The sequence below is a fragment of the Clostridium sp. AF27-2AA genome (genome assembly GCF_003478505.1).
GTDB lineage: Bacteria > Bacillota > Clostridia > Lachnospirales > Lachnospiraceae > Brotaphodocola.
This window is the reverse complement of the sequence record NZ_QUFI01000001.1, coordinates 73,830-94,210: the sequence shown is the minus strand read 5'-3', so window position 1 is coordinate 94,210 and position 20,381 is coordinate 73,830. Positions and strand designations below refer to the sequence as shown.

Sequence of the window (20,381 nt, the reverse complement as noted above, 5' to 3'; positions counted from 1 at the left end):
CCTCCTTTTTAAGACTGCAACAACGCAAGGTCTATATCTTTTGCAACCTTGCAGACACCAAGCCCGCAAATTCTATATACTCTGCATTGTTGCGCTGTTGCCTTATTCCAGTTTGATTTTATCCAGTTCCCAATACCATGAGTTGTTTATCCGCTTTGCTCTAATACCCAATTCCTTTTTCGCATTTTCAAGCGTCCGTCTGGATATGCCCTGTTCCTCCGCCAGATTGAAAATCTCATTGCTCTGCATGGCATTATTTGTTTCCGCCACTTCCCGGAGCAGACGCTTCGCCTGTTCCAGCTTATTCTCTTTCGGAGCAATACCGCCCAGCACTTCATCTGCGGTAATCTCATAATCTCCGAGCCATTGAAAACCGTCCTCTGATAATTCAAAGGCTTTCGGGTGTCCGAACGCCGCAAGATTATTTTTTATCTGGACTACCGCCCTTATATTCGCTTCGCCCTCCACTCTGCCGACCAGCAGGACGCTCCTTGCCACTGCAAAGAAATCAATGGAACCCATGCCCCGGTACGCCGCCTTATTTCCCGCTGCTTTGTTCATATGTCCTACAAGCACAATAGCACATTGATATTTCTCCGCCAGAGCCGCCAGCTTCTTTGTCATATCCCTTGCTTCGTTCGCCCGGTTCATATCCATACCGCCGCCGAGATATGCCTGTATCGGGTCTAAGATCAGCAGCTTCGCCTTTGTCCTTATGACCGCTTCTTCCAGACGTTCATCCATCATGGAAAGTGATTTTACGCTCTCGTCAATGACGGAAATATTTTCACAGTTTGCTCCTGCCGCTTCCAGCCGGGGCTTTACTGTATCGGCAAGCCCGTCCTCTGCACTCTGGTAAATCACAGCCAGCGACTCCGTCAGCTTCATCTCACTGTCTATACCCTCGCCCTTTGACAGCTTCGCCGCTATATTCAGCACTAGCGTTGTCTTACCGTCCCCCGGATCGCCCTGCACAATCGTCAGCTTCCCATAGGAGATAAACGGATACCACAGCCACGCTACCTCCTGCGACTGTATCTCCGACATTTTAATCATCTGTAATTCTGTTCTTGTTTCTTCCATAAAGACCTCCATTTCTGAAAAATTTCGTTGTCACTGGAAGAAACCTCTGCTATACTTGAATTGTGATTGTTGATAACAGAGGTTTTCCAGTTATCACAGCCCTAACAGTTGCCGCTGTCAGGGCTTTTTTCTTCGCCTTGCCACAGATACCTTGCACCGTCCAACATCCAAAGAATTGCTTTCAGCATATCTTCATAGGCTTCCCGCAAATTTCTGATTTCTTCGGAAGTAATCTCTGGCTCTTTGCTATCAATTTGCTCCGCCAGTTCCACCAGACGATTCTCCATTTCTTGTAACCGTTCCACAATCTGATAGACTGTTTCTTTCTTGCCTACCACGCACACCCTGTTATAAATGCAGGAACGGACAAAATAATCTTTTTTCTTCATACCGCTTGCGAAAATCTTTGCCTCGATTTCTTCCCGCTCTCTGGGAGAGATACGGAAACTGATTGTTGGATATTTGTGTGTGCCGCTCATTCCTCTGCGCCCTCCTTAAATTCTTTATTCAGCAATTTTGCCATTTGTGTCTGCTCTGTCGGGAACATATGAGCATAGCGATAAGTAATATCCACGCTTTCATGCCCCACCCTGTTTCCGATTGATACCGCCGAAAATCCCATATTGATAAGCAGCGATACATGAGAATGTCTCAAATCGTGGATTCTAATGCGTTTTACTCCTGCTTTCTCCGCTCCTCTCGTCATTTCATGGTGCAGAAAACTTTTTGTCAGATGAAAGATACGGTCAGTGGGAAGAATCCCGTACAACCTACCGATATAATCTTTCAGCTCTTCGCATAAGAAATCCGGCATACTCACATTCCGTTTGCTTTTCGGTGTCTTTGGATCTGTAATTACATCTTTACCCTCCAACCGCTGATAAGATTTTGTTATCCGAATGACTTTGTTATCAAAATCTATATCCTGCGGCGTGAGGGCTAACAGTTCGCCCACCCGTAAACCGCACCAGTACAATATCTGAAACGCATGGTAGGAATATGGTTTGTCCTTTACCGCTTCAATGAATTTCAGATATTCCTCTTTTGTCCAGAACAGCATTTCCTCCGCTTTTCCTTTTCCCAGTGGCCCTGCCTTTACAACAGGATTGCTTTTCAGTTCATAGAATCGTACCGCATGATTGAACAATACACTCAATTCTGATTGCAGAGTTTTCAAATAAGTCGGAGCATAGGGCTTTCCTTTTTCATCACGATAAGAAATCTGCTCATTCTGCCACTGGATAATATCTTTCGGACGAATATCACGCATTTTCTTATCTTTGAAATAAGGCAGTAGCTTTGTCCTCAAAATATGCTCTTTTGTCAGCCATGTATTGTGTTTCAGCTTCGGCTTCATATCTCTTGTGTACGCCTGAACAAATTCCTCAAAAGTCATATCCAAGTCAGCCGCTTCTTTCATGCGAAAATGCCGCTCCCACTCTGTCGCTTCCCGTTTGGTCTTAAATCCCCTCTTGACTTTCCGGCAATTCTTACCAGTCCAGTCATAGTAGTGAAAGGACACATACCACGTTCCCCTCTGTTCGTCTTTATACGCCGCCATAATCTCACTCCTTTCAATTTCCGTAGCAACGAGCCAAGTGAATACGCTTGCATATTCATTTGGCGACTGCCACAGGAGTGTGAGAACTTGTTCTCACACCCTGCGCCATACCATAAAATTTTTCTTCATAGTATTTTCTGCTTACTCGTCCGGCGATTGTAATAAATCCTTTCGCTTCCAGTTCTTCATTCATCTGCCGAATCAGCTTATAAGCAAATGGTTTGGAAACACCTAAGTCTTGCGCCACTTCTCCGGCTGTTACAAATAAAACATTTTTCAAATACACGTCCTCCTTTTTCTTTTTAACTTTTTTGTTAAGTTTTGCATTTTTAGTATACTTAACATTTCTGTTATTGTCAATAGCTTTTTTGTTAAATTTATCTTTTTTATTAAATTTAGCATTTCTGATAAGTTTTTGTTGTCATATTATTTGAGGTATGCTACAATGTAGGAAACGGGATAGCCATTTTCACAGGAGGGATTTATGGAATATGCGATACGGGAAATGACAGTGCCGGAATATCCGTTGTTGAGCGATTTTCTATATGAAGCTATTTTTATTCCAGACGATATAAAGCCACCGTCGAGAAATATTATTTGTTCTCCCGAATTGCAGGTTTATATTGACCGATTCGGATCATTAAAAGATGATTTTGCATTAGTTGCAGAAATTGAGGGAAAAATCATTGGTGCTGTTTGGATACGCATCATGTACGATTATGGACATATTGATGATGAAACTCCCTCTCTTGCAATATCCCTCTACAAAGAATACCGAGGACGGGGGATAGGAACCGAAATGATGAAAGAAATGCTGTCTTTGTTGAAAACACATAATTATAAACGTGTTTCGCTGTCCGTTCAAAAGGCTAATTATGCGGCTGAAATGTATCGAAAAATCGGTTTTGATATTGTACGGGAAAACGAAGAAGAATGGATTATGATATGCAATTTGTAAATTAGAGAAAGGACACAGAACTATGATACTGGGAGAACGAATTAAGAGAATCCGCACATTTCGGGGATTGACACAACGGGAATTAGGCCTGAAATTAGGATATGAAGAACGAAATGCCGATGTTCGTATAGCACAATATGAATCCGGCTATCGTGTTCCTAAAAAAGATACTCTTATGGAAATTGCCAGGATTTTAAATGTCAATTATATCAATTTCATTACTGAAGCCCCCGGCTGCGCCGAGGACATTATGCAGACTTTTTTCTGGCTTGACGAGGATAACCGTAACACCTTTCATCTGTTCCAGCTTGTCCGTAATCCCAGCAAGTGCAACGCTTCTGATGATAAATCCGTTCGGTACAATGACGGTGACGAATGGCCCGCTCATGCTCCTGTCGGTATGTGGATTGATTATGGTCTGGTAAATGAATTTCTGCGTGAATGGTGTTTACGGAAAGAACAGCTAAAAAGCAGAGAAATTTCAGAGGACGAATATTTTGAATGGAAAATCAACTGGCCTGCTTCCAGTAGTAGTGTTGATGAAAAGGGGAATGATAACTGTAACAATTCCTATCAATGGAAGTCTAATTAATCACATCTTATATGCTTAACTTTAATTTAAATTGCGGAGGATTTTTTTATGAATAAAAAAGAAGTTTTGCAAAAAATTGATTTAGGAAATTCAATTGCAGAATATGATGAAAATATATCACAATATTATATAACCACTCAATCTACGTTAGATTTAATCAATGACCGATATGATATAATAAAAGGCGTTAAAGGTTCTGGCAAAACCGCTATGTTAATTGCAATATGTGATAATCAATCACTCTATCCCCAATTAGAAAATAAATTGCTAATAAAAGCAATTCAACTTAAAGGGGACCCTGATTTTAAACGTGCTTTTTCTACTGTATCTATCAAAACAAGTGATATCCAAAAACTTATAGATGCATGGAAAATTTATCTCATTAATGTTATATGGAAAGAATGTAAAGAACTTTTTTCCAATTATGAAAATCTTGAATCTCAATTAAAAAAAGCTGGCCTTTTATCCGGAAAAAAAGGCATATTGGATAATCTTATTTACTCATTAAAAAGAGTAAAATTTTCATTTACCAATACATTTTCACCAGATGGCAAAACAATCCAAACCGTTGAGGTCACTCCTAGTGACTTTAATGAATCACAAACACCAAATGATAATGCTAACACTTTAGTCGATTTTAATAGTATTTTCAGTTCCTTAAATGAGTTAATCATAAATAATTCATCTTGTTTTTGGGTTATGATTGATAGATTGGATGATGCTTTTCCTGATAATACATCAACAGACACACTTATTTTAAAATCTCTTTTCTATGCATATAAAGATATTTGTGGATATTCTGGATTCAAAATAAAAATCTTTATTCGTGACGATATATTTAAAACCATAACACTTGATAAAGGTTTTACTTCCTTAACGCATATATCAGCAAAAACTATGAATTCTATCAAATGGGAACGTGACATAATTGAACAATTATTAGTTGAACGATTATTATATAATGCATCTTTTGCTGATTATGTTAAAGCTCAAGGATATCCAACAACCTGTAAAAAACTAACTCCATCTGAACGCTTAAAGATTTTATTTCTTTTTATTAAGCCACAAATTGATGTTGGATCAAAAAATCCCGATTCCATTGGATGGATGATAAACCATGTTAAGGATGGCAATGGTATTTATACTCCCCGTGATATTATTAATATATTAGATAAGGCACGGGCGTTTCAATTGAATCAATTAAATGAGAAAAATGAAAAAGATATATCCGAATCATACCTTATTTCATCAAACGCGCTTCGTTTGGCTTTTGCAGAAACATCAAAGGAGAAACTAGAAACACAACTTTTTGCAGAATACCCTAAATGCCGAAAATGGATTGAGTCTTTTAAAGATCAAAAGGCTGAACATACAGCAGAATCTCTAGCCAGAATATTAGGAAGAAACTGGAAGAGTAGAACCGAAAAGCTAAAAGAAATTGGATTCTTAGAAGAAAAAAATAATTCGTGGAAAATACCATTTATATACCGTGAAGGACTAAATGTTAGTCAAGGAAAAGCTAAATAGGTATCAAAAAGGTATCACGCTACACACTAAGAGCCGGGAAGTCCGCTGTTTATGCGGCTTCCCGGCTCTCTGTTTACTATTCAAACTCCAGACAGACAGTATGCTATATAAGTGAAAATCATTGATTTTAAGGCATTTTCAGGAACTATCAACCACTAAAATTTATATGAAAAAAAATAAAAAATGCAATAAAAATGCAATCGAAGTACATTCAGATTTTATAAGATAGACCAGCAAACCTCAATATCATCCCAAAATAGACGTTCAAGAATGAGCGTCTATTTTTTGTTTCAAAATTAAATGGGGCTGAAAACAGCCCCGATGGGAATTGGAGATTTGACCCTCCCGGATTCTTCATGTCATGCCAGCCGTAATTTTTCCCACTGCCCCTGCACACTTTAGCAAAAATTCCCAGAAATTCCGTTGCCCACCATAATGCTTTTTACAGTCGTTATTATTGTCATAACCGTACCTCCTGATATTATAAATCTCCACTGAAATCTACTTTTAAGTTGTTGGGAGTACATGACAGAGCTGCATGAGAAAATACAAGCTAACAATCCTAACCATGACCATTTAATTTTTAACACTTAGATAATATCACAACCCTGTAATTTCTTCAATAGCCCCAGAAAGGATGTGATACTACGAAGAACTCACCACCGCTGGAGCGTTCCCCTCCGCTTCCAGACCAGAACCCAAAACCAACAAACACAACATTCAGAAAGGACAGATACATCTATATGGAATTAAAATTCGTTATCCCCAACATGGAAAAAACATTTGGCAACTTGGAGTTTGCCGGAGAAGACAAAACAGAACAGAGAAGAATCAACGGACGCATGGCGGTACTCTCTCGCAGCTTCAATCTTTATTCAGACGTACAGAGGGCAGATGATATTGTGGTTATCCTCCCTGCTGAAGCAGGAGAGAAACATTTTGACTTTGAGGAACGTGTGAAGCTCGTCAATCCTCGTATCACCGCAGAGGGCTATAAAATCGGCACAAGGGGCTTTACCAACTACATTTTACACGCTGACGATATGGTAAAAGCGTAAGGAAAAGGAGGACATCAGACTATGAGATTAGCAAACGGAATCGTGATTGACAAGGAAGCAACATTCGGGGCATTGAAGTTTTCTGCCCTCCGCCGTGAGGTTCACCTCCAGAATGAAGACGGCTCGGTATCAAAAGAAATCAAAGAACGTACCTATGACTTAAAATCCAGAGGGCAGGGGCGTATGATTCAGGTTTCCATCCCTGCCAGCGTGCCGTTAAAGGAGTTCGATTACAACGCAGAGGTAGAAATTATCAATCCTGTGGCGGATACCGTAGCAACGGCTACCTTTCAGGGAGCAGAGGTGGACTGGTACATCAAGGCGGAGGATATTGTCCTGAAAAAAGGGGCTGCCATGAATCCGCAGCAGCCGAAAAAAGATGAAGTAGTTAGAAAATAGGAATAGACATGGTTACTGAATATAAATAACATAGGTCAAGATTTTTTGCATAGCATCCAAAACCTTTAGTAGCCGAATTACTCATACAGCGAGTAGTTCGGCTACACCTTTCATAAGTTATTATAAAAAGTTTTCAATCAATAAAAATATAACTAAATCAATAAGCAAACTATCTTGTATAGTGGAACAGAACGGTAAAATCTTATTATAGTTAGTAAGAATAAAAGATATTAGTTGCTTACCGATTTTGGGTATTGCTGACATGTTCGATGAATCAAAAGTTGATTTAGACGTTGATGACGTTGTTAGAGATAACAATAACTCTGTTTTTGTATCTGTTTTCTCTCGATGAAAAGAAAAAGTAGTAGAATGTTTAATTTTTTTCATAACAATCCTCCTTAGCTGTTTGAGGTTAGCAACATGAATCTACTTTCATGCCGGTATCATCTAGTTATATTTATTGTATAACACTTATTCATTCTTTTTGTCAAGATTAAAAATTTAATTTATGAAAAGGAGGATTTCAGTATGAAACCATTTTTCCCCCGTGGAAAACGTATCCGTCCCACGGATAAAGACCTTGTGTTCCATACTTCCCTTGCCGCCCTGTTCCCTGTCTTCCTGCTGGTTGTCCTGCTGTTTCATATCCGGCAAATTGCCGGAACCAACTGGCAGGAAGTGTCCCTCTCCCAGATAACACAGGATGTAAATCTCCCTTATCTGCTATTCAGCATGGGCGTGGCAGGAATGGTGTGCCTTACAGCCGTTCTTCTGTTCTGGCGATACCGCAGGGATGAAGTAAAGCAGCTCATCCACCGCCAAAAGCTGGCAAGAATGGTGTTGGAAAACAAGTGGTATGAATCTGAACAGAGAAAGGAAGACGCTTTTTTCAAGGACTTGTCTTCCAGCCGTTCCAAAGAAACCATCACTTACTTTCCCAAAATCTACTACCGGATGAAACAGGGCTTGCTCCATATCCGTGTAGAAATCACCTTGGGGAAATATCAAGAACAGCTCTTAAACTTGGAGAAAAAGCTGGAAAGCGGCTTGTACTGTGAGCTGACGGATAGGGAATTAAAGGATTCCTATGTGGAGTACACCCTGCTCTATGATACCATTGCCAACCGTATCTCCATTGAGGACGTACAGGCAAAGAACGGCAGGCTCCGGCTTATGAAAAATGTCTGGTGGGAGTATGACAAGCTGCCCCATATGCTCATTGCCGGAGGAACCGGCGGCGGAAAGACCTACTTTATCCTGACTCTCATTGAAGCCCTGCTCCGCACCAATGCCGTCCTGTTCGTCTTAGACCCAAAGAACGCCGACCTTGCGGATTTACAGGCGGTTATGCCGGATGTGTACTACAAAAAGGAAGATATGCTCTCCTGCATTGACCGTTTCTATGAGGAAATGATGAAACGCAGCGAAGACATGAAGCTCATGGAGAATTACCGGACAGGGGAAAACTACGCTTACTTGGGACTTCCGTCAAATTTCCTTATCTTTGATGAATATGTGGCATTTATGGAAATGCTCGGCACAAAAGAAAATGCCGCTGTCCTCAACAAATTAAAACAAATCGTTATGCTTGGGCGGCAGGCTGGCTTCTTCCTGATTCTCGCCTGCCAGCGTCCGGACGCAAAGTATCTGGGGGACGGAATCCGTGACCAGTTCAATTTCCGTGTGGCTCTGGGGCGGATGTCGGAAATGGGCTATGGGATGATGTTCGGGGAAACCACAAAGGACTTCTTCCTAAAGCAGATAAAAGGGCGTGGCTATGTGGATGTGGGAACCAGCGTTATCTCGGAGTTTTACACGCCCCTTGTCCCAAAAGGACACGATTTCCTCAAAGAAATTAAAAAGCTCATAGACAGCAGGCAGGGAGTGCAGGCGGCGTGCGAAGCAAAAGCCGCAGAAACGGACTGACCTGCTGTAGCTGGTGTGCCGTAAGGCACGCCAGCATAAACCCCTCGTATCTAACAGAGGGGTACAAATCGACAGGCAACAATCAAACAACAGGGCAGAATCCCACGGTACACAAGGGATTTTCCCCATATCCGGCGTGTGTCAACAAAGCTCTGAAAGTTGACATACGCTTTTTTAGACAGGAGGGATTTTCACTGAATGAAAAAACATGGGTACGGGACATCAAAGAGAAACGGGAAGTTTACGGTATCTCACAACAGAAACTTGCCCTAGCTGCCGGAATCACCCGTCCGTACCTGAGCGATATTGAAACGGGCAAGGCTCACCCGTCCGAAGCATTACAGGAAGCCATCACGGAAGCTCTGGAACGCTTCAATCCAGACGCTCCCCTTGAAATGCTCTTTGACTATGTGCGGATTCGCTTTCCCACTACGGATGTGAAGCATATCGTGGAAGACGTGCTGCGGCTAAAGCTCCCCTACTTTATCCATGAAGACTACGGTTTCTACTCTTACACAGAGCATTACTATCTGGGGGATATTTTCGTTCTGGTATCACCGGAACTGGAAAAAGGGGTGCTGCTGGAACTGAAAGGGCGTGGCTGCCGCCAGTTTGAAAGCTATCTGCTGGCACAGGAACGGAGCTGGTATGAGTTTTTCATGGATGTTCTCATGGAGGACGGCGTGATGAAGCGGCTTGACCTCGCCATCAATGACAAAACGGGAATCCTGAACATTCCCCATCTGACAGAGAAGTGCCGGAATGAGGAATGTATCTCAGTCTTCCGCAGCTTCAAAAGCTACCGCAGCGGCGAACTGGTACGGCGTGAGGAAAAAGAATGTATGGGGAACACCCTGTATATCGGTTCCCTCCAAAGTGAGGTGTACTTCTGCATTTACGAAAAGGACTATGAGCAGTACAAAAAGCATAATATTCCCATTGCGGACGCAGAGGTAAAGAACCGCTTTGAAATCCGGCTGAAAAATGAGCGTGCCTTTTACGCCATCCGTGACCTGTTAGAACATGACAATCCAGAACGGACAGCCTTTCAAATCATCAACCGCTATGTCCGGTTCGTGGACAAGGACGATACGAAACCCCGTTCTGACTGGCGTATCAGTGAGGAATGGGCGTGGTTCATTGGGGAACACAGGGGAAGCCTGAAACTGACAACCAAACCGGAACCCTATTCCTTTGAACGCACCCTGCACTGGCTCTCCCATCAGGTAGCACCCACATTAAAGCTGGCTCTCCGTCTGGATAAGATGAACCACACCCAGATTGTCCATGACATCATCACCCATGCAAAGCTGACGGAGAAGCACGAAAAAATCCTGAAGCAGCAAGCCGCCGCTGCAAAGGAGGTGGTGCTTTAACGGCGGCAATTTTGGAACCTAAGAACTCTTACAGGAAAGAAAGGAGCTTTTATGAATTTCGGACAGAATCTTTACAACTGGTTTTTATCCAACGCCCAGTCCCTTGTGCTGCTGGCAATCGTGGTAATTGGACTGTACCTCGGATTTAAGAGGGAATTTTCCAAACTTATCGGTTTTCTGGTAGTTTCCCTTGTAGCGGTTGGGCTGGTCTTCAATGCGGACGGTGTAAAGGACATCTTACTGGAACTGTTCAATAAGATTATCGGTGCATAGGAAACCCTTGTTACACTTCCGTTATGGAACAAGCTCTGATTGCTTCATGGCGGAAGTCCACTAGGGGCTTGGGGAGCGTAACTCCCCAAAAGAAAGAAGATGTAATATGATAGTGTATGATAATTGAGATAAACTAAGAATGGTGGTATAATTTCTTTATATAGTAATTGAAAGTGGAGGAAATGTATGAAGGATTTTATTGATTTTTTGAAATTACCACCGAACATTTTAGGAGCTTTATCTATTGCCAGTGGTACATTATTATTATTGCCTCAAAAGTTAGCCCAAAAGTTTTATATTATAAATTTTCGGGAAAAATATGGTTTTACAATAGGCATTGTTTTTGTGATTTCCACAGCCTTACTAATAGTTTTATTACTATCTAAAATTTTTCATTTCTTTTATGACAAGTATGCTTCAAAGAAATTAGGAACTGCTCAGATTAAATATTTGAAAAATATGACACCAGAACAGGTGACAATCATTCGGGAGTTTTTACATGAACCAACTCACACCCTGCCATTACCCATGAACAATGGATTAGTAATAGAACTTCAACATTTACAAATATTAACCCCTGCCGGACAAACTCATTTAGTAAGTATGTTAGACCCACAAATCAATTATTTTTTACAACCTTGGGTAATTAAAAAAATCAATAGTGATGAAGAATTAAAGCGAATATTTTATTAGAAAAATGGCAACTGACAAACAAAGTTAGTTGCCATTTTTTGTTCTAAGAAAGGACGTGATACTGATTGAGGAAATGAGAATCTACATCCTGAACACCACACGGTTTTACCATGAGGATTTTGAGGAATACCCTGGGGCATGGTTTTCCTGTCCTGTGGATTTTGAAGAAATCAGGGAACGTCTTGGCGTTCAGAGTGAGGAAGAAATCGAAATTGAAGACTATGAGCTGCCGTTTCCATTGGAGGGCAACACAAGGCTCTGGGAAATCAACGCCCTTTGCCGGATGGTACAGGAAATGCAGGGAACGCCCCTCTATTATGAAATGGATGTGGTACAAAAGCGGTGGTTTCCCAGCTTTACAGAATTTATCGACCACAAAGACCAGATACGCTGCTATCCGGTGCAGGACGGGGAAGCTCTCGCCCGTTATCTGGTGCAGGAGGTACAGCTATTTGGAGAAGTACATCCAGACCTGTTGAACCATATCGACTACGCTGCCATTGGTCGGGAACTGGAAAACAGTGAACACTACCTGTTTACGGACAATGGTATCTTTTATTACCGCTAAAAGGAGGTGGAGGAACTTGGAGGAAATGCGGATTTACATTGCCAACTTAGGCAAATACAATGAGGGCGAACTGGTAGGGGCATGGTTCACGCCACCTGTGGGCTTTGAGGAAGTCAAGGAACGTATCGGCTTGAATGATGAGTATGAGGAATACGCCATCCATGATTATGAGCTGCCCTTTGCGATTGACGAATATACCCCCATTGAGGAAGTCAACCGCCTGTGTGAGATGGTGGAGGACTTACCGGAATATATTCAGGAGGAACTATCGGAGCTGCAATCCTACTTTGGCAGTATCGAAGAACTCTGTGAGCATGAAGACGATATTATCTACCATTCCGGCTGTGACGATATGGCGGATGTGGCTCGCTGCTATCTGGAAGAAAGCGGACAACTTGGGGAACTTCCGGCACACTTACAAAACTATATCGACTATGCCGCCTATGGGCGTGACATGGAATTGGAGGGAACCTTTGTTGTCACAAACCACGGCGTATATGAAATCTTACGGTAGACCCGTCTGTATCTCTTTCAGGAAATACAGGCGGATTTTTTGATTCAGGGGTGGCTTTTGCTGCCCCATCTTTTAGAAAGGACGGATAACATGAAAAAAATACGAAGCTATACCAGTATCTGGTCGGTGGAAAAGGTACTCTATTCCATCAATGATTTTAAACTGCCATTCCCCATCACGTTCACACAGATGGCGTGGTTCGTGGTGTCGGTGTTTGCGGTTATGCTCTTGGGGAACCTCCCTCCTCTTTCGTTCATTGACGGAGCATTTTTGAAATACTTCGGCGTACCCTTTGCCCTCACTTGGTTCATGTGCCAGAAGACCTTTGACGGGAAGAAGCCTTACGGCTTCCTGAAATCCGTACTGGCATATCTGGTACGCCCGAAACTGACCTATGCAGGAAAGCCCGTGAAGCTGGAAAAGGAATATCCGGCACAACCCATCACGGCAGTAAGGAGTGATATTTATGGCATATCCGATTAAGTATATCGAAAATAACCTTGTATTCAACCATGACGGGGAGTGCTTCGCTTACTATGAGCTGCTTCCCTACAACTATTCTTTTTTAAGCCCTGAACAGAAATATCAGGTACACGATTCCTTCCGGCAGCTTATCGCCCAGAACAGGGACGGGAAGATTCACGCCCTGCAAATCAGCACCGAATCCAGCATACGGGCAGCACAGGAACGCTCCAAACAGGAAGTGACGGGCAAGTTAAAGGACGTTGCCTGTGCAAAGATTGACGCACAGACCGAAGCCCTCATTTCCATGATAGGGGAAAATCAGGTGGACTACCGCTTTTTTATCGGCTTCAAGCTGCTTGTCAATGAGCAGGAAGTCACCATGAAGCAATTTCGCAGGGAAGCAAAGACCGCCGTTTCCGATTTCCTCCATGAAGTCAACCACAAACTCATGGGGGATTTTGTTTCCATGAGCAATGAGGAAATCTGGCGGTTTCAGAAGATGGAAAAACTGTTGGAGAATAAAATCTCACGCCGCTTCAAAGTCCGGCGGCTTAACAAGGACGATTTTGGCTATCTGATTGAGCATTTATACGGACAGACCGGAACTGCCTACGAAGATTATGAGTATTATCTTCCGAAGAAGCGGTTTCAGGAAGAAACGCTGGTGAAATACTATGACCTCATCAAACCCACCCGTTGTCTGATAGAGGAAAACCAGCGGTATCTGAAAATCGAACAGGAAGACGGGACGGTCTATGCCGCCTACTTTACTATCAACAGCATTGTGGGGGAACTGGACTTCCCATCCTCGGAAATCTTTTACTATCAGCAGCAGCAATTTACTTTTCCCATTGATACCTCTATGAATGTGGAGATTGTCACAAACCGGAAAGCCCTCTCTACGGTGCGGAACAAGAAAAAAGAGCTGAAAGATTTGGACAACCACGCATGGCAGAATGACAGTGAAACCAGTACAAACGTGGTGGACGCTTTAGACAGCGTAAATGAACTGGAATCCACCTTAGACCAGAGCAAGGAATCCATGTACAAACTGTCCTATGTAGTGCGTGTGACGGCTCCCGACTTGGAAGAACTGAAACGCCGCTGCAATGAGGTGAAAGATTTTTATGACGATTTGAACGTGAAGCTGGTTCGCCCCTTTGGAGATATGCTGGGGCTGCATGGGGAATTTCTCCCTGCCAGCAAGCGGTATCTGAACGATTACATCCAGTATGTCACCAGCGACTTCCTCGCTGGTCTTGGCTTCGGGGCAACCCAGATGTTGGGGGAACCGGAGGGCATTTATATCGGGTACAGCCTTGATACGGGAAGAAACGTGTACTTAAAGCCTGCCCTTGCCAGTCAAGGAGTAAAAGGCTCCGTCACCAACGCCCTTGCTGCCGCTTTTGTCGGCTCCCTCGGCGGTGGAAAATCATTCAGCAACAACATGATTGTCTATTATTCCGTATTATTTGGGGCACAGGCTCTCATTGTTGACCCGAAAGCAGAACGGGGACGGTGGAAAGAAACCCTGCCGGAAATCGCCCATGAAATCAATATCGTAAACCTGACTTCGGAGGAACAGAACAGGGGCTTACTTGACCCGTATGTGATTATGGAGAACCCAAAGGATTCCGAATCACTGGCAATCGACATCCTGACTTTTTTAACAGGCATTTCCAGCCGTGACGGAGAGAAGTTCCCTGTTCTTCGGAAAGCCATCCGTGCGGTAACAAACAGTGAGGAACGGGGGCTTTTCAAGGTGATTGAAGAACTTCGGGCGGAGGGAACCACCATCAGCACCAGCATAGCCGACCATATCGAATCCTTTACGGACTATGACTTTGCACACCTGCTCTTTTCGGATGGGGATGTCACACAGTCCATCAGCCTTGAAAAGCAACTCAACATCATTCAAGTGGCGGATTTGGTGCTGCCGGATAAGGAAACCTCGTTTGAAGAATACACCACAATGGAGCTACTTTCCGTGGCAATGCTCATTGTAATCAGCACCTTTGCCCTCGACTTCATCCATACCGACCGCAGCGTGTTTAAGATTGTGGATTTGGATGAAGCATGGAGCTTCTTACAGGTGGCACAGGGCAAGACACTCTCCATGAAGCTGGTTCGTGCCGGACGTGCCATGAACGCAGGCGTTTACTTTGTCACCCAGAACACGGACGATTTGCTGGATGAAAAGCTGAAAAACAATCTGGGCTTGAAATTTGCGTTCCGTTCCACAGACATCAACGAAATCAAGAAGACCCTTGCCTTTTTCGGGGTGGATTCCGAAGATGAAAACAACCAGAAGCGGCTCCGTGACTTGGAAAACGGACAGTGCCTTATCAGTGATTTATACGGGCGTGTGGGAGTCATACAGTTCCATCCTATCTTTGAAGACCTGTTCCATGCCTTTGATACCAGACCGCCCGTAAGAAAAGAGGTGGAGGAATGAAGATAAGAAAGCCCATCCAGCAGGGGACAGCTCTTGTCCCTTGCCGGACAAAGGGAGAAAACTCTTTTAAAAAAATCGGGAGTATAGCAGGAAAAGTGCTTCTGGCACTCCTTTTCATCCTCCTGCTGTTTGCAGTCTTCGGCACAGCCGCCCACGCTGCCGGACTGGTGGATGATACGGTGGACGCTGCCAACGAATACAGCAAATATCCTCTGGACAACTACCAGCTTGATTTTTATGTGGACAGCGGATGGGACTGGCTCCCGTGGAACTGGCTGGACGGTATCGGAAAACAGGTGATGTACGGGCTATATGCCATCACAAATTTTATCTGGACAATCAGCCTGTACCTTTCCAACGCCACGGGGTATCTGATTCAGGAAGCCTACTCGCTGGACTTCATTTCCTCTACGGCGGATTCCATTGGAAAAAATATGCAGACCTTGGCAGGCGTTACCACAGGCGGCTTGTCCTCGGAGGGATTTTATATCGGGTTCCTGCTGATTCTCATTCTGGTGGTGGGGATTTACGTTGCCTACACAGGGCTTATCAAACGGGAAACCACAAAAGCCATCCATGCCGTTGTCAATTTCGTGATGGTGTTCGTGCTGTCCGCTGCCTTTATCGCCTATGCCCCTGATTATATCGGGAAAATCAATGAATTTTCCGCAGACATCAGCAATGCCAGCCTGACCCTTGGTACAAAGATTGTGCTGCCGAACTCGGAAAGTCAAGGAAAAGACAGCGTGGATTTGATACGGGACAGCCTGTTTTCCATACAGGTAAAGCAGCCGTGGCTCCTGCTGCAATACGGCAACTCGGATGTGGAAAGCATTGGGGCTGACCGTGTGGAAAACCTGCTCTCAACCAGCCCAAACGAAAACAATGGGCAGGACAGGGAAGAAATCGTAGTGGAGGAAATCGAAGACAGGGAAAACACCAACCTTACCATCACAAAGACCATCAACCGCTTGGGAACCGTCTTCTTCCTGTTCATGTTCAATATGGGTATCTCCATTTTTGTATTCCTGCTCACAGGGATAATGATTTTCTCACAGGTGCTTTTTATCATCTACGCCATGTTCCTGCCTGTGAGCTTTCTCCTTAGCATGGTTCCCTCTTTTGAGGGGATGTCAAAACGTGCCATTACAAAACTGTTCAACACCATCCTTACCAGAGCCGGAATCACCCTGATTATCACGGTAGCGTTCAGTATTTCCACCATGCTCTACAACCTGTCTGGGGAATATCCGTTCTTCCTGACGGCGTTCTTGCAGATAGTGACCTTTGCCGGAATTTATTTCAAGCTGGGGGATTTGATGGGGATGTTCTCCTTACAGAGTGGGGATTCCCAAAGCATGGGGAGCCGTATCATGCGAAGACCCCGTATGCTCATGCACGCCCATATGCACCGTTTACAGCATAAGTTAGGACGTTCTGTGGCGGCTCTTGGGGCTGGTACGGCTGCCTACCATGCAGGAAAACAGGCTGGCTCAGACCAGAGAACTGCTTCCAGCTCCGGCTCTTCCAAACGGACGCAGGCAGACCACAGCAGACCAGACGGACAGGCAGCACCGGAAAAGGAATCCGCATGGAAACGGGCTGGCTCTGCGGTAGGTGCGGTGGCAGATACCAAAGATAAGATAGCCGATACTGCCGGACAGCTTCGGGAGCAGACAAAGGATTTGCCTGTCAATGCAAAGTACGCCCTTTACCACGGGAAAACACAGGTATCAGAGGGAGTACGGGATTTTACTTCCAGCGTGACCCAGACCCGAACTGCCAGAGCCGAACAGCGAAACGCACAGGCAGAAAGCCGCAGACAGACCATTGCAGAACGCAGGGCGGAACTGGAACAGGCAAAACAGCCGCAAAAGACAGCTTCCGAAGCACCCAAAGGGGCGGCTCCTGTCCATGAACGCCCTGTTACTGCAAAGCAGCCAGAAGATTTCCGACATCATGCAGGAAAACCAGCCATGCAGCCAGCTTCCCCATCCATCAGGGAACGGGGACAGGTTTCTTATGGGGGAACTGTGGCGGAACGGGCTTCGGTTCCGGTGGTAAAAGCAGCTTCCATCCACCATGAGCAAACACCGCCAGTAAGGACGGAACGCCAGATACTCCCTCCGGTTTCCCCAGACAAACCAGAGGAAAGACAAAAGACAAGTCCCACCATCACCCCTGCTGCTCCCCATCCGGCAAGACCTGTCCAGAATGATACGGCTCCTGTGATACCGGAAAGAAAACGGGCTGCCCCTGTGGTAAAAGAATCGAACTTTACCATCCGGCGTACCACCGCCAGAAAGGAGTGGACAAAAACGGTAAAAGCGGCTGCCAAACAAAAGCAAGGGGAGAAACCATGAAGTTAAGACACCTTTTCTTTGCCTGTTCCGGCGTGTTCGTGATGATGTTCTCCCTGCTCCTTTTGGTGGTAATTGTCTTCTCGGATGAGGAAGACGGCGGAAGCGGCGGAAACCTTATCTATGGGGGCGTGAGCGTATCACAGGAAGTCCTCGCCCATAAACCTATGCTGGAAAAGTATGCAAAGGAATATGGCATAGAAGAATACTTAAATGTGCTGCTCGCCATCATTCAGGTGGAATCCGGCGGCACGCTGGAAGACGTTATGCAGTCCTCGGAATCTCTGGGGCTTCCTCCGAACTCCCTTAGTACAGAGGAATCCATCAAACAGGGCTGCAAGTATTTCTCGGAACTGCTCGCAGCAGCAGAAACAAAGGGCTGTGACTTAAACAGCGTGATTCAGTCCTATAACTACGGCGGCGGTTTTTTAGATTATGTAGCAGGACACGGGAAAACGTACACCTTTGAACTGGCAGAGAGCTTCGCAAGGGACAAATCCGGCGGAAAGAAAGTTACCTACACCAACCCTGTTGCCGTAGAGAAAAACGGGGGCTGGCGGTATTCCTACGGGAATATGTTCTATGTCCTCTTGGTATCGCAATACCTGACTGTGGCACAGTTTGATGATGAAACGGTACAGGCTATCATGGAGGAAGCCTTAAAGTATGAGGGCTGGACGTATGTGTACGGGGGCGATTCCCCCTCCACTTCCTTTGACTGTTCGGGACTGGTGCAGTGGTGCTATGGCAAGGCAGGAATCGCCCTGCCACGGACAGCACAGGAACAGTATAATGTGACGCAGCACATCCCCCTGTCCGAAGCAAAAGCAGGGGATTTGGTCTTTTTCCACTCCACCTACAACGCCGGAACCTACATCACCCATGTGGGGCTGTATGTGGGAAATAACCGGATGTACCATGCCGGAAATCCCATTGGTTACGCAGACCTGACAGGCTCCTACTGGCAACAGCACCTTGCCGGAGCCGGACGAATCAAACAATAAGAAAGGATGAACCGATATGATTCAGATTAGAAAAGAGGATAACCAGAAAAAGCAGAAAGAAAAGAAACTGAAAGTTTACAAAGTCAATACCCACAAAAAAACCGTGATTGCCCTGTGGGTGCTGCTGGCAATGAGCTTCCTGTTTGCCGTCTATAAGAATTTCACGGCGATAGACATTCATACTGTCCATGAAACCAAAGTGATTGAGGAAACCATCCTCGACACTCACAAGATAGAAAACTTTGTGGAGAATTTCGCAGAAGTCTACTATTCATGGGAACAGTCCGCCACTTCCATTGACAACCGGACAAACGCTTTAAAAGGGTATCTCACCGGAGAGCTGCAAGCCCTGAATGTAGATACTGTCCGAAAGGACATCCCCGTATCGTCTGCCCTGACCGATTTTCAGATATGGGAAATTACAAAAGAAAAGGAGCAGCATTATCAAGTGACCTATACAGTGGAACAGCGTATCACAGAGGGAGAATCCAGTAAAACCGTCCGTTCCGCCTATCAGGTGACGGTCTATGTGGACGGCTCTGGAAACCTGACGATTATCCAGAACCCAACCATCACCAGCGTTCCTGTAAAATCCGGTTACACCCCAAAAGCGGTACAAAGTGACGGTACGGTGGATTCCATCACCACGGAGGAAATCAACGAATTTCTCACTACCTTTTTCAAGCTGTACCCTACGGCAACCGCAAAAGAGCTGACCTATTATGTGAATGAGGGCGTGCTGAAACCTGTGGGGAAAGAATATATCTTCTCGGAACTGGTAAATCCTGTCTACAACCGAAACGGAAATCAGGTGACAGCTTCCCTTGCAGTAAAATATCTGGATAACCAGACCATGACAACACAGGTATCGCAGTTTTACCTTGTGCTGGAAAAGAACGGGGAAAACTGGAAAATTGTGAAATAGTTATAGAGAAACGTGCATTTCTCATTTGGAGATTTGCACGTTTCTCTTACAAAGTATTTAAAAGAAATTTTCGTTTAATCTTTATATTTTTGATTAGCTCCCAGCAGTAGTGTATCAATTGCTTCGGATAATTCTTTTCTTACTTTATCAGGATTTGAAAAGGCATATCTTAATTGTAATGTTGTATAACCATGAAGCATACCTGTTACCATGCTCAAAATTTCAGTGGTCTTATCTGGATTAAAGCCACATGAGCAAATAAGTGTTTTAAGTAAAGATAGATAATCATTAAAAATGATTGCTGTTTCCTCTGTTCCATTCCAACTAGCCCATTGAATTATTTCATACACACCGGGATGTTCAATCATATAATTAAGATATTCAACTGCCACTAATTTTAACGCTGAATCCCCTGTCTTACCGATTGCTGCACGAATCATTTTTTCATTCATAGTACGCATACCACTATGTGCTATCTCCCTAAGAAGTTCATCCAAACTTCCTATATGATTATATAAGGAGGGGGTACGAATCCCTAAATTTTCAGCAATAGCTTTCAAAGAAACATTATGAAGTCCATTTCTATCAGCCATATCAGACGCTGTTTTTATAACTTCGGCTCTTGTAACTCGCATATTCATTTT

The 20,381-nt window shown here is 44.3% G+C and carries 22 protein-coding genes; 16 read left to right on the top strand and 6 right to left on the bottom strand.

Annotated features, from left to right (window positions below):
- Positions 1-102: 102 nt before the first annotated feature.
- From DWY84_RS00465 to DWY84_RS00450, 4 genes are all read right to left on the bottom strand, one after another.
- Entirely contained in the window at positions 103-1,083 is a 981-nt protein-coding gene (locus DWY84_RS00465; RefSeq protein ID WP_118529883.1) for an AAA family ATPase, read from the bottom strand.
- Positions 1,084-1,184: 101 nt separating this feature from the next.
- Entirely contained in the window at positions 1,185-1,562 is a 378-nt protein-coding gene (locus DWY84_RS00460) for a hypothetical protein (protein ID WP_118529881.1), read from the bottom strand.
- Complete coding sequence (locus DWY84_RS00455; RefSeq protein ID WP_118529879.1) at positions 1,559-2,644, bottom strand: site-specific integrase; 1,086 nt, start codon at positions 2,642-2,644, stop codon at positions 1,559-1,561. The genes DWY84_RS00460 and DWY84_RS00455 overlap by 4 nt, the downstream gene beginning before the upstream one ends.
- Positions 2,645-2,699: 55 nt before the next feature.
- Entirely contained in the window at positions 2,700-2,924 is a 225-nt protein-coding gene (locus DWY84_RS00450; protein WP_118529878.1) for a DNA-binding protein, read from the bottom strand.
- Between the two features lie 204 nt (positions 2,925-3,128).
- Between DWY84_RS00450 and DWY84_RS00445 the strand changes: the two genes are divergently transcribed.
- The 5 genes from DWY84_RS00445 to DWY84_RS00425 all read left to right on the top strand — a co-directional run bounded on the left by DWY84_RS00445 (position 3,129) and on the right by DWY84_RS00425 (position 7,178).
- Positions 3,129-3,602, top strand: coding sequence for a GNAT family N-acetyltransferase (locus DWY84_RS00445; RefSeq protein WP_118529876.1), 474 nt, complete (start codon positions 3,129-3,131; stop codon positions 3,600-3,602).
- Positions 3,603-3,624: 22 nt separating this feature from the next.
- The gene (locus DWY84_RS00440) at positions 3,625-4,194 is read left to right on the top strand and encodes a helix-turn-helix transcriptional regulator (protein ID WP_118529874.1); all 570 of its coding nucleotides are present in this window, start codon (positions 3,625-3,627) and stop codon (positions 4,192-4,194) included.
- 48 nt (positions 4,195-4,242) lie between these two features.
- A complete protein-coding gene (locus DWY84_RS00435) occupies positions 4,243-5,721 on the top strand; it encodes a hypothetical protein (RefSeq protein ID WP_118529872.1) in 1,479 nt (492 codons plus the stop codon).
- A 743-nt stretch (positions 5,722-6,464) separates the two neighbouring features.
- The gene (locus tag DWY84_RS00430) at positions 6,465-6,779 is read left to right on the top strand and encodes a YdcP family protein (protein WP_002578441.1); all 315 of its coding nucleotides are present in this window, start codon (positions 6,465-6,467) and stop codon (positions 6,777-6,779) included.
- A 21-nt stretch (positions 6,780-6,800) separates the two neighbouring features.
- Positions 6,801-7,178 (top strand): YdcP family protein, encoded by a 378-nt coding sequence (locus DWY84_RS00425; protein WP_118529870.1) that lies wholly within the window; start codon positions 6,801-6,803, stop codon positions 7,176-7,178.
- Between the two features lie 120 nt (positions 7,179-7,298).
- Here the strand turns inward: DWY84_RS00425 and DWY84_RS00420 are convergent, their stop codons facing one another.
- Positions 7,299-7,565, bottom strand: coding sequence for a hypothetical protein (locus DWY84_RS00420; protein ID WP_117845358.1), 267 nt, complete (start codon positions 7,563-7,565; stop codon positions 7,299-7,301).
- A gap of 141 nt (positions 7,566-7,706) precedes the next feature.
- On the opposite strand from DWY84_RS00420, the gene DWY84_RS00415 reads away from it, so the two are divergent.
- The 11 genes from DWY84_RS00415 (at position 7,707) to DWY84_RS00365 (ending at position 19,737) form a co-directional block, all read left to right on the top strand.
- Positions 7,707-9,104 carry an FtsK/SpoIIIE domain-containing protein gene (locus DWY84_RS00415; RefSeq protein WP_118529868.1) on the top strand — a complete coding sequence of 466 codons (1,398 nt, stop codon included), beginning with the start codon at positions 7,707-7,709 and terminating at the stop codon, positions 9,102-9,104.
- A gap of 164 nt (positions 9,105-9,268) precedes the next feature.
- Entirely contained in the window at positions 9,269-10,480 is a 1,212-nt protein-coding gene (gene mobT / locus DWY84_RS00410; RefSeq protein ID WP_347560259.1) for a MobT family relaxase, read from the top strand.
- 51 nt (positions 10,481-10,531) lie between these two features.
- Positions 10,532-10,753: a hypothetical protein gene (locus DWY84_RS00405; protein WP_002570387.1), complete on the top strand. Its 222-nt coding sequence runs from the start codon at positions 10,532-10,534 to the stop codon at positions 10,751-10,753.
- 186 nt (positions 10,754-10,939) lie between these two features.
- Complete coding sequence (locus DWY84_RS00400; protein WP_074133969.1) at positions 10,940-11,446, top strand: superinfection exclusion B family protein; 507 nt, start codon at positions 10,940-10,942, stop codon at positions 11,444-11,446.
- Between the two features lie 73 nt (positions 11,447-11,519).
- On the top strand, positions 11,520-12,014 hold the full coding sequence (locus DWY84_RS00395) for an antirestriction protein ArdA (RefSeq protein ID WP_074133967.1): 495 nt from the start codon (positions 11,520-11,522) through the stop codon (positions 12,012-12,014).
- Positions 12,015-12,030: 16 nt separating this feature from the next.
- Entirely contained in the window at positions 12,031-12,528 is a 498-nt protein-coding gene (locus DWY84_RS00390) for an antirestriction protein ArdA (protein WP_118529866.1), read from the top strand.
- Positions 12,529-12,618: 90 nt separating this feature from the next.
- Complete coding sequence (locus DWY84_RS00385) at positions 12,619-13,011, top strand: conjugal transfer protein (protein ID WP_005427021.1); 393 nt, start codon at positions 12,619-12,621, stop codon at positions 13,009-13,011.
- A complete protein-coding gene (locus DWY84_RS00380; protein WP_055058889.1) occupies positions 12,995-15,448 on the top strand; it encodes an ATP-binding protein in 2,454 nt (817 codons plus the stop codon). The genes DWY84_RS00385 and DWY84_RS00380 overlap by 17 nt, the downstream gene beginning before the upstream one ends.
- On the top strand, positions 15,445-17,811 hold the full coding sequence (locus DWY84_RS00375) for a YtxH domain-containing protein (RefSeq protein WP_118529864.1): 2,367 nt from the start codon (positions 15,445-15,447) through the stop codon (positions 17,809-17,811). The genes DWY84_RS00380 and DWY84_RS00375 overlap by 4 nt, the downstream gene beginning before the upstream one ends.
- Positions 17,808-18,812, top strand: a complete 1,005-nt coding sequence (locus tag DWY84_RS00370; protein ID WP_118529862.1) for a bifunctional lysozyme/C40 family peptidase — start codon at positions 17,808-17,810, stop codon at positions 18,810-18,812. Before DWY84_RS00375 ends, DWY84_RS00370 begins: the two co-directional genes overlap by 4 nt.
- Before the next feature lie 16 nt (positions 18,813-18,828).
- Positions 18,829-19,737 carry a conjugal transfer protein gene (locus DWY84_RS00365; protein WP_118529860.1) on the top strand — a complete coding sequence of 303 codons (909 nt, stop codon included), beginning with the start codon at positions 18,829-18,831 and terminating at the stop codon, positions 19,735-19,737.
- 74 nt (positions 19,738-19,811) lie between these two features.
- Here DWY84_RS00365 and DWY84_RS00360 read toward each other — a convergent pair whose 3' ends face one another.
- Positions 19,812-20,372: a TetR/AcrR family transcriptional regulator gene (locus tag DWY84_RS00360; protein WP_103900079.1), complete on the bottom strand. Its 561-nt coding sequence runs from the start codon at positions 20,370-20,372 to the stop codon at positions 19,812-19,814.
- Positions 20,373-20,381: the final 9 nt, after the last annotated feature.